The following is a 14,710-nucleotide window of genomic DNA, read 5'->3' as shown; positions in this document are numbered from 1 at the left end:
GCCCGCATCCGAGCCGGTGAAACCGCACGCCTCGCATTCAATCTCGACAAGGCCGTCTTCTTCGATCCCGAAAGCCAGGTGCGGATAGCTTGAGGCTGGATTTGCCACACATGCGTTGACCTCGGCCATCCGCGATGCCTGAAACAGGCGTCGCGGAAGCTCTAGTGTGCCCAATTGCCCTAGTCTGTTGAGCCTGCCAGCTGGTCTGCTGCGTTCCTGCCTGACATGAATGCCTGGTTCGACCAGAGATAATCCCATTCCCCGAAGCGGCCGGCCAGGGCAATTCCCTGAGACCGCACCCAATCCCGGACGCGGTTCCGGCGCGCTTCCATGCCGATATCGAAGACGACGTTGCCGAATGGAAGCCGCTTGTGATGGGTGAGCACGATGTCGTCGCGCGATGCGAGCTGCATCTTCTCAAGGGCTGAGATGCAGTCCTCGATGAGTTGATCCGGCGAAAGGTCAAGCGTCCTGGCGCGCGATGAATAGATCTCGAACTGCAGGGACGAATATCCCTCGGGGGCGTTGTGTGGCGACTTGATGCTCGGCGAGTAGACGCGTGATGCGAGAATGTCCTCGTCATAGATGTAGAACCAGAGGCTCGGCGAGACGGTCGGCTTTCGAAAGCCGATCGAGATTATATCGATCGACGTTGCGAAGAGCGTTTCGGCGGCTGTGCTGATCTCATCCGGAACATCGCTCATCAGCTCGATCAGAACCGGTAGAGGAATGGTCGAGATCAACTGGCTGTAGGAACGGGTCTCGCCGTTGCTGAAGGTGACCTCCCGGCGCCGGTTGTCGATCGCGGTTGCCCGGAAACCACAACGCGTTTCGACGCTCTCCAGCAGTGGCGTCAGGAAGCTGCGGTAGCCGCCGCGCTCGGGATAGCGCATCGTCGAGACGTAGTAGGTATTGGGTGGGTTTTCGCTGACCGCGCCGAACACGACCTCGCGCAGATCGGCCCTGCGCATGCGATTGCCGATCCAGTCCGTTCCGAGCTCCGCTGCGTCGAGTGTCCAGTATTTGCGCGTATAGCGAAGCGGCCATCGTTCGGCGATCTTTTCCCCGTACTGATGCAGCAGCCATTCTCTATAGTTCGCCGGTTTGAAATCGGCAGAAGTCTGGGCGAGATGGTCGGCCAGATCGACGATCAGATCGGCCTTCTCGTCAGCCGCGAGCGGGAACATGTTGTTCTGAACCGGGTGCGGTAGCCAGTAGCGCCCGTCGCGGTTCAGCGAACGCGCCTCGTGGTTGAGATATGGCGTGCGGTCGAAGACGGAACGCACTTCCGGTTCGCTTGCGAACGAGAGATGGACCGCGTTGTCGAAGGTCCAGCTCCCCTCGCTGGTGTCGATCGAGAAGCTATCGAGCAAGCCTCCGGGACGCTCGCCGGCCTCGTAGACAGGCGCATGGATGCCGTGCTCGCGCAATCGGGACGCGGCTGAAAGTCCTGCAATGCCGCCACCGAGTATCATCAAGTCGTCATTCGACATTGGGTTGGTGTCCCTCATCCGCAAGCAGGGATGCGACATAGGCCGAGACGCCTTCATCCCAGGCGGGCATTCTGTTGAGACCAAGCAGGTTGAGCTTGTCATTGATCGCGGCTTCGTTTTCCGAAACCGGCGCCAAGCGCTGAAAACGTGTCGGAACAAGGCGCGGGAAGAGGCCCGCGCTTTTGAGAATATGCCTGACGTAATCGAAGCGGGAAACGGCGCCTGTCGCAACGCAGTTGAAGGTTCCGAGAATCCGGGCCTCCAGAAGCGCCAAGGTCTGCACGACGACGTCATCAACGTTTGTCGGTGAGCCTGTCTGGTAGGGGTCGGATGCCAGCTCCGTTTTCTGCCGTGCTTCGGCAATCCGGGCGCTAACGAAGTTCTTCCGCTGCGCTGCGCTACCGCCATAGAGCCAGCCGAGGCGCAGGATAAGATGCCGGCATGCCGTCTCACGAATGGCCGTCTCGCCGGCTGCCTTGCTCTTGTGATGGACGGTCGTCGGCGCAAGGGGGGCGAAATCGGAATGGGGCGCCGCGTTTTCGTCGGCGCCGCGGCCGTAGCATCCCGTCGATGAGAGGTGCACCAGCATTGCGCCGCTCTCGGCTGCCGCTTGTGCGAGCAGGCCCGGCAGGATCGCGTTCACGGAGAAGGCAGGTGCCGGGCTTGCTTCGGCGCCCTCTACGTCGGTGTCGGCGGCGCAGTTGATGATCACGGACGCAGACATCCGAGCGACGGTATCCACAAGCTCGCGTGGTCGGGTGACCTCAAGCTGCTCGCGCGGAAGCATCACGAGGTCTCGGTCAGCGAGAGCCAGCGCGAAACGGCTGCCGAGCATGCCGCCGGCGCCTAACAGCAAGATCCGGCCGTCCATCATTCCTCCCACCCGAAGAACTCGACGGGTCGCGTTTCCGCCTCCTCGGGATCATGCGGGATCGAGGCGATATTCAGGAGCGTGGATGCCCCGGGCGCGCAGCCCTGGAACGCTACGAAATAGCCTGGTGGGACGGTCAGGCGGTTATAGAGATCGGAGGCATCGGGGGACAGTTGCGTATCGAACACGCATCGACCGGACTCGTCCCGCACGACGACGCGTATGCGGCCCGACGAGCATACGAAGTTTAGCGTCATGCGGAAGTGGCGCTTCCATCCCTTCATCTCGCCTTCGTTGACCAGCGAGAAATAGGCTTCGCCAAAACCCGCATAGCCGGGATCGGAGGCTTTCATGCCGTGCATGACGTCGCCTTTCGGCGTCGCGATACGCTTGAGAGGCGTGAGGAATGGTTCGGTCATCTCACTGTTCCAGTGACCATGCTCTGCGACGATCGCGAGCAGCCGCGCTGAATTCGGCGATCTGCTCCAATGTCACGGTAAGGGCGTCCGCCGCGTCCTTGACCACGCGGCGATACCAAGAGCCGGTCATGTTGACACACTCGCCATATTGCAGATTGGCCTCCCAGCTCAAATCCAGCAAGGCCTTGTCGCAGTTGAGTTTCAGGAGGCTGGCTTCGTGGAAGGGTATATTTCCAGTGGTCGTGTAGGCTTCCGCCTGGGAGCGCAGACCCCAGATTTGGCCGAGGTCGCCGATGAGGTCCACGACCGTCCGGTTCTGCTCGGCGCGCGGACCGAAATTGTAGGCCTCTCCGTCGTGCTTGTCCGATGTGGCCAGGGCGGCCGCGAGCGTCAGATAGCCGCTGAGGGGCTCCAGCACGTGCTGCCAGGGCCTTGTCGCCGCAGGAGATCTAATCTCCACGGTGCGTCCGTCCTGCCAGGCTCTGATGCAGTCGGCGACGATGCGATCCGCGGCCCAGTCTCCACCGCCGATGACATTGCCGGCGCGCGCCATTGCCAGGCGAACGGGGTGTTCCTTACCCTTGAAGAACGAATGATAGTAGGACTTTGCGATTAGCTCGGCCGCACCCTTCGAGCCCGAATAGATGTCCTTGCCGCCAAGGGCATCGGTCTCGCGATATCCCCATACCCACTCGACATTGTCGTAGCACTTGTCGGAGGTGATAATGATGGCGGTGCAAGGCCAGTCGATCGCGCGAAGGACTTCGAGTACGTGGGCCGTGCCGGTCACATTGCTCGTGATCGTGTCGACCGGGTTCTGATAGGATGTCGAGACGATTGCCTGCGCGGCCAGGTGGAAGACGAAATCCGGGCGGAAGGCTTTCACCGTTTCGCGGAGGTGCTCAAGGTCCCGGATATCCCCGATGTGGTGCTCGATCTGACCTGCAAGGCCGGCGAGCTCGAACAGGGAGGGCTTTGTCGGTATTTCCCGCGAATAGCCGCAGATCGTCGCTCCAAGGCTCATCAGCCAGGTGGTCAGCCATGCACCCTTGAAACCGGTGTGGCCGGTAATGAGCACGCGCGCGCCGGAGAAAATATTGTTGAAGCTCACGATCGTCTCTGCAGTTTCGGAACGACGTCGTTCCGTGGTTTCTATGTTTTGCGGATCTGAAAAGCGGTTCGAGCGCGCCCAGGGCGCGCTCCTTTGACTACCAAATCTTCCACGGGGCCTGCCCGCTGTCCCAATGCTTCTCGAGCTGCGTCTTGTCCCGCAGGCTGTCCATCGGCTGCCAGAAATTCGAGTGGCGGTAGAGCGACAGCTGGCCTTCCTGCGCGAGCATTTCGAGCGGCTCCTGCTCCCACGTCGTTTCGTCGCCGGCGATCAGGGACGCAACATCCGGAGTGAGGACGAAGAACCCGCCGTTGATCCAGTTGCCGTCGCCGACCGGTTTTTCCATGAACGAGACGACACGGTCTTCATCGAGCTTCAGGGCACCGAAACGTCCGGGCGGCTGCGTCCCGGTCACGGTCGCGCGCAGACCCTGCTCCTTGTGGAACTCGATGAGGCGGGTGATGTCGATATCGCCGACACCGTCGCCGTAGGTCATGCAAAAATAGGGGTCGTTCTGGACGTAAGGTATGACCCGCTTCAATCGACCGCCCGTCATCGTCAGCTCGCCGGTGTCGACGAGCGTGATGCGCCAAGGCTCGGCTTTTGCGGAGTGTGTCTCGATACGGTTATTTGCCAGATCGATGGTGATGTCCGACATATGGACGAAGTAGTTCGAGAAATACTCCTTGATCACATGCCCCTTGTATCCGAGGCAGATGATGAAGTCGTTGATGCCGTGAGCACTATAGATCTTCATGATGTGCCAGAGGATCGGGCGCCCGCCAATCTCGACCATGGGCTTGGGCTTCGTTGCCGTCTCTTCGGCCAGTCTGGTGCCCAGGCCCCCGGCGAGAATGACAGCCTTTGGCTTGAAGTGCATTTTCTTGTTCTCTCCGGTGTGAGGCTCAGCCGAACGCGTAGGGGCGCTGTATGCCGCCGAACGTTTCGTAGGATTTCGATGAATTGTAGAGACCCGAAATGGCGTTCTCTTCCATTATCGCGGCAATGACGTTGTAGTTCTTGTTCGCCGGCCTCGTGTGAGCGACGGCGATATCGTCGATGATCGCGATCCGGCCCGGCACACGCCCGCCGATCGATGACCAGAGGTGATCCAGTCCGAAGCCGCTGATCGATGCCTCGAAGGTGGGAAGGCAGAGCTGCAGGAAGTCCCGCGTGAATACCGGGCACATGAGTTCGACGAAGCTCGTGTAGCGCAGGAAGAAGTCCGGGTTCTGCGCGGTAATCGGATGCGTGACGTAGGAGGTCGGCACCAGCGACGGCTGAGCAAGATCGAAGTTGCCCATACGGAAGATGTTGAACAGCTTGTTGATGTCGCCCCATGAGGTCATGAGGTCATCGTCCGGCATATAGATGCTCTCGTAGTCCAGCAGCGGGCTGCCTTCGAGGAAAAGCTTGTAGATGGCCGAAAACTTCCGATCGTTCGGCTGATGGGTGAAGTATTCGCAGCCGCTGATATCTGCCGGTACTTCCTTGCCATACCAGCTGACGCACAGATCCCAGTTGCGATCGGCATCGGTAATGTTGGCAGGCCACTGCGAATGCAGCGACTGTTCGTTGGCGCGAAGAACGACCAGATTGCGTCGGCGTTTCGCACCGAGCTCCCGCGGCATCGTGAATTCCGCGACGTCGGCCGAGGCTGACTGACCAAAATCACGGGCAGACGGCATCCGGCTGCGCTCGAGCACATGCACGACGCTCGGATCGACCCGTGATCTTCCCTTCAGAAGGTAGGGGCCGTCGCTGTCGGCGAGGCATTCGTCGAACTCCGTCGTCGTCTGACCGTAGATGTTCTTGAATCGTAGCGTGTTGTCTTCGAGGCTCCAGACGCGCTCGAAACTATGGATGTATCCACCGACGATCCCACCGGGCAGGAACTTTAGCACCGGCGCGATAAGCTGACCGTTCTCCCTGGAAAACTTCCAGGTGCCGGAAAGCAGGTCGCTTTCTTCAATCTTCATTTCGATGGTTTCGTATTTCCGTGCCGCGGAGGTCAAAATTGTGTCCGATCGATTGAGGGGTCGCAGCGGTCGCGGACGGCTTGCACCATCGCGGCGTCGGTAGTCATGCGAGGGGTGCTATTGGCCGGCTGAACTCGGCGCCGAAGAAATGAAGCCACATGCGCTCGAGAATGTAGCCATAGGCGGCAACTCCACCCATCGCGAACTGATAGAGCAGATCGAGGGAGTCACGGGACACGGAGGCAACGCGATCGTTTCGGACGCCGAAAATCGCGCCGTAGGAGAACGAGCCGACCATGTGCTTCTCGGCCTTGTCAGCGACGTGGTCGAGTTTGCACTGGCGCAACAGGTGGGCGGCGATGTTGGTTCCATCCGGCAGATTGCCCTGAACGATGCGGTAGACCAGCCCCATGTTGGACGCGCCGTTATCGGTAAATTCGAGTGGTCCCCAGTTCGTCAGCGAGAACAGCTCGGGACGAACCTTGAGGCGGCCGGGAAGGCCGAGCTCATAGTTTTCAAGAAGCGGGAGCGGCGGAATGTTGCGATCCGCGCGCCACTGCCAGGACAGCGGCTGGACGTCGTCCCAATTGCGCCAATTCTTGAGAAGTTGAATGAAATCAGGGCTATGCGTCATGGGATCACCTTGCGCGTAGACGGTGAAGCCCTGATTGAAACGCACGCTCTTCATGTGATGAAGATAGGTTTCCGATTCACGACCGACGTTCGGCCGTTCGATGATGCTGGTTGCCCGAGCGACAACATCGGGATCCGTGATCGGCTCCCCCTTGTTGTAGATGATGACGTCAAAATCATCAGGAATTTTGACGATCCAGTCGAGGGTTTCACTATATCGCGCGAGCACAACGCTATGCATTGCAGAATCCACATCTAGGAATTTATGTCCGGACTTCCGCCGCCGGCACCTCCGCAAACACAGCTGGCCGTCGATGAAGACGTGGTGAAACTGAATACTTAACCTTGTGCCAGTCTGGACTTATTTAGCGTCAGCTGATCGCGCTTCCGGGCCAGTCGAGCGCGCTCATATTGCATCCGCCAAACTCCACGATATTCCCGAGACTTAAGCTGCGACATGCCGCCGATGGGACTATTTCGAGGATGACCTGTCGGCATCCCGGCTCACCGTCCAGTGGTGGGAATGGGCGGCGGCGAATCGCTCTGCGACATCAGGGGCCTCCGTCCATCGTCCTCGCGTGCAGACGTTATTTTTGGTAGCGCTTGACGGATAGCTAAAATGAGAACAAAATAGGAACATTCGAACGGAGGTTCTCATGACGCATGCAGAGCAAGTAATCGAACGGGCACTGGCTGTCGTTGCGGCAAGTCGCGCTGAACGCGAGCGCGATGCCGAGCGCCGCAAACGCGTGTTCGGCAAGATCGAGGTTGGACGACCGCTTCCGAAGTTGCGCGGGCAACAGCTGAGTCTTGATCTGCATTGATGCGGTGACGACTGCGGTTCTGGCTTATCTTTTCATGGTTACATAACGGCTTGCTTGTATGTTCGCCCCGCGTTGCAGCGAGGACCATGATGAAATACGCAGAAGACGGCATCGGCGAGCAGTACGAAAACATTATGGATCCGATCCAGACCTGCCAAACGCTGCAGGAAATCGTCCAAAGACTGCAGACTGAACAGTCATCATTGGTCGAGCGTTACGAATGGCTGGAAGCCATGATCAATCACGTTCCCGATTTCATCTACGCGAAGGATCGAGAGGGTCGTTTCCTGTTCGCGAACAGGGCGATCGTATTGAACAACGGCTTCCGGACTGTCGAAGACCTGATCGGTTTGACGGATTTCGACATTCATCCGAGCGAAGCGGCGCGCGATATCGCCGCGGTCGAGCGCCGCGTGATGGAAGAAGGCAGACCCGACCTCGGAATAGAGGAGAAGCGCCTTACCGGTGAAGGTTGGCTGATGATGTCGAGGGTACCGCTGCGGGATCGCTCCGGCAAGGTCATCGGAATTGTCGGAGCATCAAGAGACATTTCGGCGCGCAAACGCGACGAGCGGCTGATGAAGGCGCAGGCGACTCTGCTGCAGTCCGTTGCGCGCGGCATTGAGCTTCCGGATTTGCTGGTGCAACTTAAATCTCTCTTGGAAGCACTCCTGCCAACACGGCGAGCCAATGTTTGGCTTGATGCGGGGCTGTCCCTTGCAGCCAGAGAAAGCGAGCACGAATTCGCTATTCCGGCACGTGACGGAACGCTGCACGGTTTGCTGGTCGTCGGCGCTGACACGACCGATGATGCGGCACTTCTGGAATTCCTGACCGGTGTGGCGCAGACCATAGGGATCGCAATCGACCGCCATCGCGACGCGGAGCGCATCGCGTTTCTGGCGGAGCACGACGCGTTGACCGGCTTGCCCAATCGCGCCTCGCTCGACCGCCAGCTGCAAGCACTTTTGGGCGCAACGTCGCACCTTCCGTGCGGCGTCGCCGTCGCATTTGTCGATCTCGATCATTTCAAACTGGTGAACGACAGTCTCGGGCATGCAGCGGGCGACGAACTGTTGAAGATCGTCGCCCAGCGAATTACCGACGAACTCGGGCCGGCAGGACTGGTGTCGCGTGTGGGCGGTGACGAGTTCATCGTCGTGCTGACGCCCACACCGATCGAATTCGACCGACGGCTGGACGAGATCCGCGCTGCAATCGCCGTACCGCTGCAATTGTGCGGTATGGAACTGCGAGTGACTTCCAGTATCGGCTTTGCATGTTCCATTGAGCATGGGTTGACCGCAGCCGAACTCTTTGCCAACGCAGACATGGCGCTTTATCGGGTGAAGGCGAACGGCCGCAATGGCGTCCAGCTCTTCTCGCCGGCGCTGGCCGAGGAAGGGCGCCACAAGCTCGCCCGCATAGAAGAGCTTCGTCGCGCAATCGAGCGTGACGAGTTTGTGCTCCATTACCAGCCGCAACGGCAGATGCTGACGGGAAAGGTTATCGGTGTCGAGGCGCTTGTCCGTTGGCAACACCCGGCGAAGGGACTGGTCGCGCCCGGCGACTTCATACCGCTTGCGGAAGAGACCGGGTTGATCCTCGCGATCGGTGAGATGGTGCTGCGCAAAGCCTGCTCGCAAGCCAGAACGTGGCAGGACGCTGGCCTTAGCCCGATCAGGATCGCGGTGAACATGTCCGCCAGACAGTTTCACGAGCCTGCATTGGCCGGACAGGTTGCCGCGGCGCTCGCGGCAGCGCGTCTCGATCCTCAGTGGCTTGAGATTGAGGTGACCGAAAGCCTGATCATGCAGGATGTCGAGGGTGCCATCGAACGGATGCGGGAGCTGAAGGAACTCGGGATAACCCTGTCGATTGACGATTTCGGGACCGGCTATTCGAGCCTGAGCATGTTGAAGCGGTTCCCGCTGTCACGATTGAAGATCGATCGATCCTTTATCGCCGATATTCCCGCCGATCCCGGTGATATGGCGATTACCAGTGCTATCCTTGCCCTTGCGAAGCTCCTTGGTCTGGAAGTCGTGGCGGAGGGGGTTGAAACCGCCGATCAGGCTGACTTTCTCAAGCAGGCAGGGTGCGACTTTCTTCAGGGCTATCTGTTCTCCAGACCGCTTCCGGCGCAGGAAATGGATATGTTTTTACTTGGTCGGTGAACCATGGGGACAATAGCGCGGCACGCCTAGCGGCGGGCCTCGTCGCGAACGCCATGTTCTACGACGCAGTACCAAGCCGTCGCGGCCGGTACAGGAATAAGTCGTGAAACTCCGGGGCAACAGAAATCAAGGCTCGACCTTGACAGTGCGTACCCAATTTGGCGCATCGGACAGCGGATATGCTTCAGTGTTGCCGCCGCTTGCCTCTCTGAACGGTAACGACTTCATTGTTGAGAAGAATGAGAAAGTGACTTTCATCGAGGCGGCTGACAATCTCGCCTTGTTCGGTCATGTAGTCCGTCTTCGCTTCAACGGTTTGACGGCTGGCGATCCGCATCTGCTCGATAATCACGTATGATTTTCCCGCGTTGCTCTCGCAATAAAAACGGCGCTTGTCTTTATAATGTGACATTGCCTCATCCTCCGTGCCGGCGCCTATCATTTGCGTTGTGGTCGCAAATGCAAGCTCGTTAGATTAGGTACTTCCGTTAGCCCTTCGTGTGACTTGCATTACCGCGATCGCCATAGCCGGTCCGGCTTTTCGATTGTAAATCCCAGTTGGGCATCGGTTCAGATGTTGCAGCGAAGGCGGAAGTCAACGTGGATGGCGCGAATCCGCTGCATCAGATCTATCCTGTTGCGCCTTCAGCCCATCCATCAGAAGGCCGATGAGGCGATCGGATCGTTCCCGCCACTCGGGCGAGGAGGGCAGCGAATAGATGCTCGACAGAGCATGCAGCAGGTCCGTCGTGTCGATATCTTTTCGAATGAACCCTTGATCGGCGGCCGCCGTTAACAGGCTGTCGGCGGCGGTCCGTAGAACACCGCTGCCCTCGGCAAAAAGGGACGCGTTGGACGCCATCAGGATCTTGAGGCTGTTTGCCATGCCGCGCTTTGCGGCGATGTAATCGACAAACCGGCGCATCCACTCTTCGAGCGCGACGTCTGGCCTCCTGTCCGCGGCCAACTCCTGTGCTGCGGCCGCGAGGCTCTCCAGCTCGCGGCGATAGACAACCTCGACCAGGTGTTCGCGTGTTGGAAAATGCCGATAGAGCGTGCCGATGCCGACCCCCGCCCGCCGGGCGATGTCCTCGAGAGAAGCTTCCACACCACTGTTCGCGAAAGCAGCTGCCGCAGTCTCGACGAGCTTTTCGCGGTTGCGCCGCGCATCCGCGCGCAAAGGTGCTGCTCCTCCTGCTTCCGGCCGGGCTGACGGCAAAACAAGCTCCAAACGCATTCGGCCCTTGACGCAAGGCGACAAGTGACTAGATTAAACGGAGGCGCCTCCGTTTGTGCGGCGCCTTACATTTCTTAATCCAGGTGGGGAAAAATGTCATGTCGAAACGCGGCCCGACACCGCACCCGTTGCGTCAGATAGCGCAGCTGGTTCCGATGACCACCTTTCAACACTCCCAGTATCCATTCTCGTGACGACGGCAGGAGCTCAAATCATGACACAACCCGTCCATCTCTCTCTCGATATCAACGCGCAGCGGCATGAACTCGACGTCGAGCCGCGCGTCACCCTGCTCGACGCGCTACGTGAAGAACTCGGCCTGACCGGCACCAAAAAGGGCTGTGACCACGGACAATGCGGGGCCTGCACCGTTCACATCGACGGCAAGCGCGTACTCGCCTGTCTGACGCTGGCCGCCCAAGCGGAGGGCAAAGCGATTACGACGATCGAGGGTCTTTCAACGAGCGGCGGCGAACTCCATCCGGTGCAGCAGGCCTTCCTCGACCATGATGCCTTTCAATGCGGCTACTGCACGCCGGGCCAGATCATGTCGGCCGTTGCATGCATCCGCGAAGGGCGCACGGGCTCGGACGAGGAGATCCGCGAATACATGGCCGGCAATCTCTGTCGGTGCGGAGCCTACAACCATATCGTCGCGGCGGTGCGCGACGCTGCGGAGGCGCCGCGATGAAGCATTTCGATTATATCCGGGCCGCGTCGCTCGACGATGCTCGCCAGCGCGCCATGCAGTCCGGCGCGATGTTGCTCGCCGGCGGAACGACGCTTCTTGATCTCGCCAAGTGCGGTGTCGCAGAGCCGGAGGTCGTGGTTGACATCAGCCACATTTCGGGGCTGTCGCAGATCTCCGCCGATGAAAACGGCGTCACGATCGGCGCGCTCGCGCGGATGGAGGAGGTTGCCGGCAGCCCAGGCATCAAGACTGATTATCCGGCGGTTTCGCAGTCTCTCTCCCTGGCGGCATCGCCGCAGTTGCGCAACATGGCGACGATCGGCGGCAATCTCCTGCAGAGGACCCGCTGTCCCTATTTTCGGGATCCCGGAACCTTCGACGCCTGCAACAAGCGAAACCCGGGCTCCGGCTGCTCGGCGATCGGGGGGGTGACGCGCAATCATGCCGTGCTCGGAACAAGTCCAGCCTGCATCGCATCCTACCCGGGAGATCTTGCCGTCGCTCTGGTCGCGCTCGACGCGACCGTCTGCCTCGGTGAACGCAGGGTAAGCGCTGACGACTTCTTCCTGCTCCCCGGCGATACCCCCGAACGAGAAACGGTGTTGGAGCGGGGCGAGATGGTGACGGCCATCCTTATCCCGTCGTCACCGGTCGCCAAGAACTCGACCTATCTCAAGATCCGTGACCGGCAATCCTACGAGTTCGCCGCGGCAAGCGCTGCCGTAGGATTGGAACTGGAGGCGGATCGCAGGACGATCAAGGACATTCGCGTTGCCCTCGGTGGTGTTGCCACCAGGCCCTGGCGTGCGCGGTCGGTCGAAGAGGCGCTGATCGGGAAGACAATCGACGTTGCCACAGTCGAGACGGCGAGCCGCCTTGCGGTGGAAGGCGCGGTCTCTTCCGGGGGCAACCAGTACAAGATCGAACTGGCACCGCGCGTCGTGACGCGTGCCATTCTGACGATGGGAGGTCTCCTATGACCATCATAGAACCACGGGGCAAGCGTGGCGACGCTTCCGACGGCACGATCGGCGGTCGACTGTCGCGCTTTGACGGAAAGCTGAAGATCACCGGTGGGGCAACCTACGCATTGGAACAGCCGGTTGAAGGGCTGGCCTATGCCGTGTTGGTGCAAAGCCGCATCGCTGCGGGACGCGTTGCCGGGATCGACATCGGCAAGGCGCAGGCGGCACCCGGCGTGCTGATGGTCATGACGCCAGATGTCGACCTCGGCTTGATGGTCGCGTCCGACTGGTACGGAAACAGGCCCGACAATCAACCGTTCCGGCCTCTGTCGCGTGAAATCAGCTTCAACGGTCAGGCTGTCGCGGCTGTCGTGGCGGAAACTCTCGAGCAGGCGACGGAGGCGGCACGGCTCGTCGAGATCAGCTATGAGGCCGGCATAGCGATCGTCGATCTCGATGACCCCAATGTCGGTGAAGCGAAGCCGCTTGACGCACTTGCTGTAAGCTGGGGCGATGCCGAGGCGGCGCTTGCGGAGTCAGCAGTACGTGTGGAAGGGCAATATCGAACGCCGCGCGAATATCACGTGGCGATCGAGCCGCATGGCCTGACCGCTCAATGGGATGGCGACCAGCTCACCGTTTGGGAGCCGAGCCAGTGGACCCACGGAATGGCCCGGACCTATGCCGAATGGTATGGATTGCCCGTCGAGAATGTGCGGATCGTCTCTCCATTCATCGGCGGCGGCTTCGGCTCCAAGGCGACAGCCTATGCCTACGGGGCTGTCGCAACGGCGGCGGCCCGCATGCTCGGGAGGCCGGTCAAGCTTGCCGTGGCGCGCTCGCAAAGCTTTACAGCATTCGGCGGCCGCGCCGCGACGCGCCAGACGATCGCTCTTGGCGCCGATGCCGATGGCAAGCTGCAATCGATCGTGCAATCCGGGGTGAGCGAGACTGCGACCTACGCGGATTTCCCGGAGCAGACGAATGCGGCCACGCCGCTGATGTATGCCGTCAAGAACTTCAGCGCGAAGCATGGGTTGGTTGCGGTCAACACCGTCGTCCCGGGCGCTCTTCGTGCGCCTGGCAAAAATCCAAGCACTTTCGGACTTGAATGCGCGATGGATGAGCTCGCTTATGCGACCGGCATCGATCCCGTCGAGCTTCGGCTTCGCAATTACGCAGAGCGCGATCCGCAATCCGGCAAGCCTTGGTCGACGCGTCGGCTGAGGGAGGCGCTCGCCGAGGGAGGCGAGGCTTTCGGATGGCCGCGGCGCAGCCTCGCGCCACGTTCGATGCGCGATGGCCGACGCCTGATCGGTTGGGGCGTGGCTTGCGGCACTTTCCCGGTTCTGCGTGCTTCCAGCGAGGCGCTGATCCGGATACTCGCGGACGGCACGGTCGATGTCGTCAGCGGTGCCATCGATATGGGCCAAGGCACTTATACCATCCTTGCCCAGACGGCAGCCGAGGTGCTCGGCGTGCCCGTGGAGCAGGTGAACGTGCATCTTGGTGACTCGTCTCTGCCGGGGGCGACCGTTGCCGGCGGTTCGATGCTGGCCGGTGCCATCACCGGCGCGGTTCACAAAGCGGCATCGGCGGCGCGTGACGAGCTTATCCAGCTTGCCCTGAACGATGGCGCATCGCCGTTTCGCGATACGGGTGCCAATACGCTTGTCGTTGCGGAGGGGCGTCTCTCCATACCGCGCGATGGCGGCTTGTCTCTCTCAATCGCTGAACTCATGACGGCGCTCGGTCGCGACAATCTCGAAGTACGGCGCAATACGCTACCGGAGGGAGAACAGGGTCCCGACAGCCATCGCAAGGCATGGACCACCATGGGCAGCATAAAAGGGCCAACGGCGGGCGAGTATTCCATGCACAGTTGGTGCGCGCATTTCGTTGAAGTGCAGGTGGACGAGGACTTCGGAACGGTCCGCGTCGCCCGCGTCGTGTCGGCCTTCGATTGCGGGAGGATCTACAATCCGAAGCTTGCCGAAAGCCAATGGCGCGGCGGCATCATCATGGGGATCGGGCAGGCGCTGCTCGAAGAAGGGATTGTCGACCGCCGCAATGGCCGCGTGATGAACAACAATCTCGGTGACTACCTCGTCGCAACAAACGCCGATATTCCGCCAATCGAGGTTATTTCGGTTGGTGTTCCCGACGCCAACGCCTCCGTGCTCGGCGGAAAGGGTGTCGGCGAGGTCGGCATCGTGGGTGTCGCGCCAGCCATCGCCAACGCCGTTTTTCACGCGACCGGCAAGCGGGTGCGCGATCTGCCGATCACCCTGGAGAAGCTGCTCTGATGCA

The 14,710-nt window shown here is 60.4% G+C and carries 14 protein-coding genes; 5 read left to right on the top strand and 9 right to left on the bottom strand.

What is annotated here, in order from left to right; genetic code table 11:
* Positions 1 to 179: 179 nt before the first annotated feature.
* The 7 genes from ASE04_RS08690 to ASE04_RS08660 form a co-directional block, all read right to left on the bottom strand.
* The gene (locus ASE04_RS08690; protein ID WP_056815126.1) at positions 180 to 1,493 is read right to left on the bottom strand and encodes a protoporphyrinogen/coproporphyrinogen oxidase; all 1,314 of its coding nucleotides are present in this window, start codon (positions 1,491 to 1,493) and stop codon (positions 180 to 182) included.
* The gene (locus ASE04_RS08685; RefSeq protein WP_056815123.1) at positions 1,483 to 2,364 is read right to left on the bottom strand and encodes an SDR family oxidoreductase; all 882 of its coding nucleotides are present in this window, start codon (positions 2,362 to 2,364) and stop codon (positions 1,483 to 1,485) included. The genes ASE04_RS08690 and ASE04_RS08685 overlap by 11 nt, the downstream gene beginning before the upstream one ends.
* Positions 2,364 to 2,783 carry a hypothetical protein gene (locus ASE04_RS08680; protein ID WP_056815120.1) on the bottom strand — a complete coding sequence of 140 codons (420 nt, stop codon included), beginning with the start codon at positions 2,781 to 2,783 and terminating at the stop codon, positions 2,364 to 2,366. The genes ASE04_RS08685 and ASE04_RS08680 overlap by 1 nt, the downstream gene beginning before the upstream one ends.
* A gap of 1 nt (position 2,784) precedes the next feature.
* Entirely contained in the window at positions 2,785 to 3,894 is a 1,110-nt protein-coding gene (gene rfbG, locus ASE04_RS08675) for a CDP-glucose 4,6-dehydratase (protein ID WP_056815117.1), read from the bottom strand.
* A gap of 97 nt (positions 3,895 to 3,991) precedes the next feature.
* A complete protein-coding gene (gene rfbF, locus ASE04_RS08670; protein WP_056815114.1) occupies positions 3,992 to 4,774 on the bottom strand; it encodes a glucose-1-phosphate cytidylyltransferase in 783 nt (260 codons plus the stop codon).
* A gap of 25 nt (positions 4,775 to 4,799) precedes the next feature.
* The gene (locus ASE04_RS08665) at positions 4,800 to 5,873 is read right to left on the bottom strand and encodes a hypothetical protein (protein WP_056815111.1); all 1,074 of its coding nucleotides are present in this window, start codon (positions 5,871 to 5,873) and stop codon (positions 4,800 to 4,802) included.
* A gap of 103 nt (positions 5,874 to 5,976) precedes the next feature.
* Positions 5,977 to 6,747 carry a hypothetical protein gene (locus tag ASE04_RS08660; protein ID WP_056815109.1) on the bottom strand — a complete coding sequence of 257 codons (771 nt, stop codon included), beginning with the start codon at positions 6,745 to 6,747 and terminating at the stop codon, positions 5,977 to 5,979.
* Between the two features lie 415 nt (positions 6,748 to 7,162).
* On the opposite strand from ASE04_RS08660, the gene ASE04_RS31155 reads away from it, so the two are divergent.
* Both ASE04_RS31155 and ASE04_RS08655 read left to right on the top strand, forming a co-directional pair.
* Positions 7,163 to 7,330, top strand: a complete 168-nt coding sequence (locus ASE04_RS31155; protein WP_200960699.1) for a hypothetical protein — start codon at positions 7,163 to 7,165, stop codon at positions 7,328 to 7,330.
* Positions 7,331 to 7,419: 89 nt separating this feature from the next.
* On the top strand, positions 7,420 to 9,507 hold the full coding sequence (locus tag ASE04_RS08655; protein WP_244490366.1) for a putative bifunctional diguanylate cyclase/phosphodiesterase: 2,088 nt from the start codon (positions 7,420 to 7,422) through the stop codon (positions 9,505 to 9,507).
* Between the two features lie 184 nt (positions 9,508 to 9,691).
* Here the strand turns inward: ASE04_RS08655 and ASE04_RS31350 are convergent, their stop codons facing one another.
* Positions 9,692 to 9,919, bottom strand: coding sequence for a hypothetical protein (locus ASE04_RS31350; protein WP_056815106.1), 228 nt, complete (start codon positions 9,917 to 9,919; stop codon positions 9,692 to 9,694).
* 183 nt (positions 9,920 to 10,102) lie between these two features.
* Complete coding sequence (locus ASE04_RS08645) at positions 10,103 to 10,726, bottom strand: TetR/AcrR family transcriptional regulator (RefSeq protein WP_443216852.1); 624 nt, start codon at positions 10,724 to 10,726, stop codon at positions 10,103 to 10,105.
* A gap of 232 nt (positions 10,727 to 10,958) precedes the next feature.
* On the opposite strand from ASE04_RS08645, the gene ASE04_RS08640 reads away from it, so the two are divergent.
* The 3 genes from ASE04_RS08640 to ASE04_RS08630 are packed head-to-tail and all read left to right on the top strand — an operon-like array spanning position 10,959 to position 14,706.
* Positions 10,959 to 11,435: a (2Fe-2S)-binding protein gene (locus ASE04_RS08640; RefSeq protein WP_056815100.1), complete on the top strand. Its 477-nt coding sequence runs from the start codon at positions 10,959 to 10,961 to the stop codon at positions 11,433 to 11,435.
* On the top strand, positions 11,432 to 12,415 hold the full coding sequence (locus ASE04_RS08635; protein WP_056815096.1) for an FAD binding domain-containing protein: 984 nt from the start codon (positions 11,432 to 11,434) through the stop codon (positions 12,413 to 12,415). The genes ASE04_RS08640 and ASE04_RS08635 overlap by 4 nt, the downstream gene beginning before the upstream one ends.
* Positions 12,412 to 14,706 carry a xanthine dehydrogenase family protein molybdopterin-binding subunit gene (locus ASE04_RS08630; RefSeq protein ID WP_056815093.1) on the top strand — a complete coding sequence of 765 codons (2,295 nt, stop codon included), beginning with the start codon at positions 12,412 to 12,414 and terminating at the stop codon, positions 14,704 to 14,706. Before ASE04_RS08635 ends, ASE04_RS08630 begins: the two co-directional genes overlap by 4 nt.
* Positions 14,707 to 14,710: the final 4 nt, after the last annotated feature.

The organism is Rhizobium sp. Root708, assembly GCF_001429725.1.
Classification (GTDB): Bacteria; Pseudomonadota; Alphaproteobacteria; order Rhizobiales; family Rhizobiaceae; genus Rhizobium.
The sequence above is the reverse complement of the archived record's forward strand: the minus strand, read 5'-3'. Positions and strand labels throughout refer to the sequence as shown.

Bases quoted from the DNA above. Each gene is read 5' to 3' on its own strand.
- ASE04_RS08690 (WP_056815126.1), bottom strand. From the start codon at position 1,493: ATGTCGAATGACGACTTGATGATACTCGGTGGCGGCATTGCAGGACTT.
- ASE04_RS08685 (WP_056815123.1), bottom strand. From the start codon at position 2,364: ATGGACGGCCGGATCTTGCTGTTAGGCGCCGGCGGCATGCTCGGCAGC.
- ASE04_RS08680 (WP_056815120.1), bottom strand. From the start codon at position 2,783: ATGACCGAACCATTCCTCACGCCTCTCAAGCGTATCGCGACGCCGAAA.
- rfbF (WP_056815114.1), bottom strand. From the start codon at position 4,774: ATGCACTTCAAGCCAAAGGCTGTCATTCTCGCCGGGGGCCTGGGCACC.
- ASE04_RS08665 (WP_056815111.1), bottom strand. From the start codon at position 5,873: ATGAAGATTGAAGAAAGCGACCTGCTTTCCGGCACCTGGAAGTTTTCC.
- ASE04_RS08660 (WP_056815109.1), bottom strand. From the start codon at position 6,747: ATGCATAGCGTTGTGCTCGCGCGATATAGTGAAACCCTCGACTGGATC.
- ASE04_RS31155 (WP_200960699.1), top strand. From the start codon at position 7,163: ATGACGCATGCAGAGCAAGTAATCGAACGGGCACTGGCTGTCGTTGCG.
- ASE04_RS08655 (WP_244490366.1), top strand. From the start codon at position 7,420: ATGAAATACGCAGAAGACGGCATCGGCGAGCAGTACGAAAACATTATG.
- ASE04_RS31350 (WP_056815106.1), bottom strand. From the start codon at position 9,919: ATGTCACATTATAAAGACAAGCGCCGTTTTTATTGCGAGAGCAACGCG.
- ASE04_RS08640 (WP_056815100.1), top strand. From the start codon at position 10,959: ATGACACAACCCGTCCATCTCTCTCTCGATATCAACGCGCAGCGGCAT.
- ASE04_RS08635 (WP_056815096.1), top strand. From the start codon at position 11,432: ATGAAGCATTTCGATTATATCCGGGCCGCGTCGCTCGACGATGCTCGC.
- ASE04_RS08630 (WP_056815093.1), top strand. From the start codon at position 12,412: ATGACCATCATAGAACCACGGGGCAAGCGTGGCGACGCTTCCGACGGC.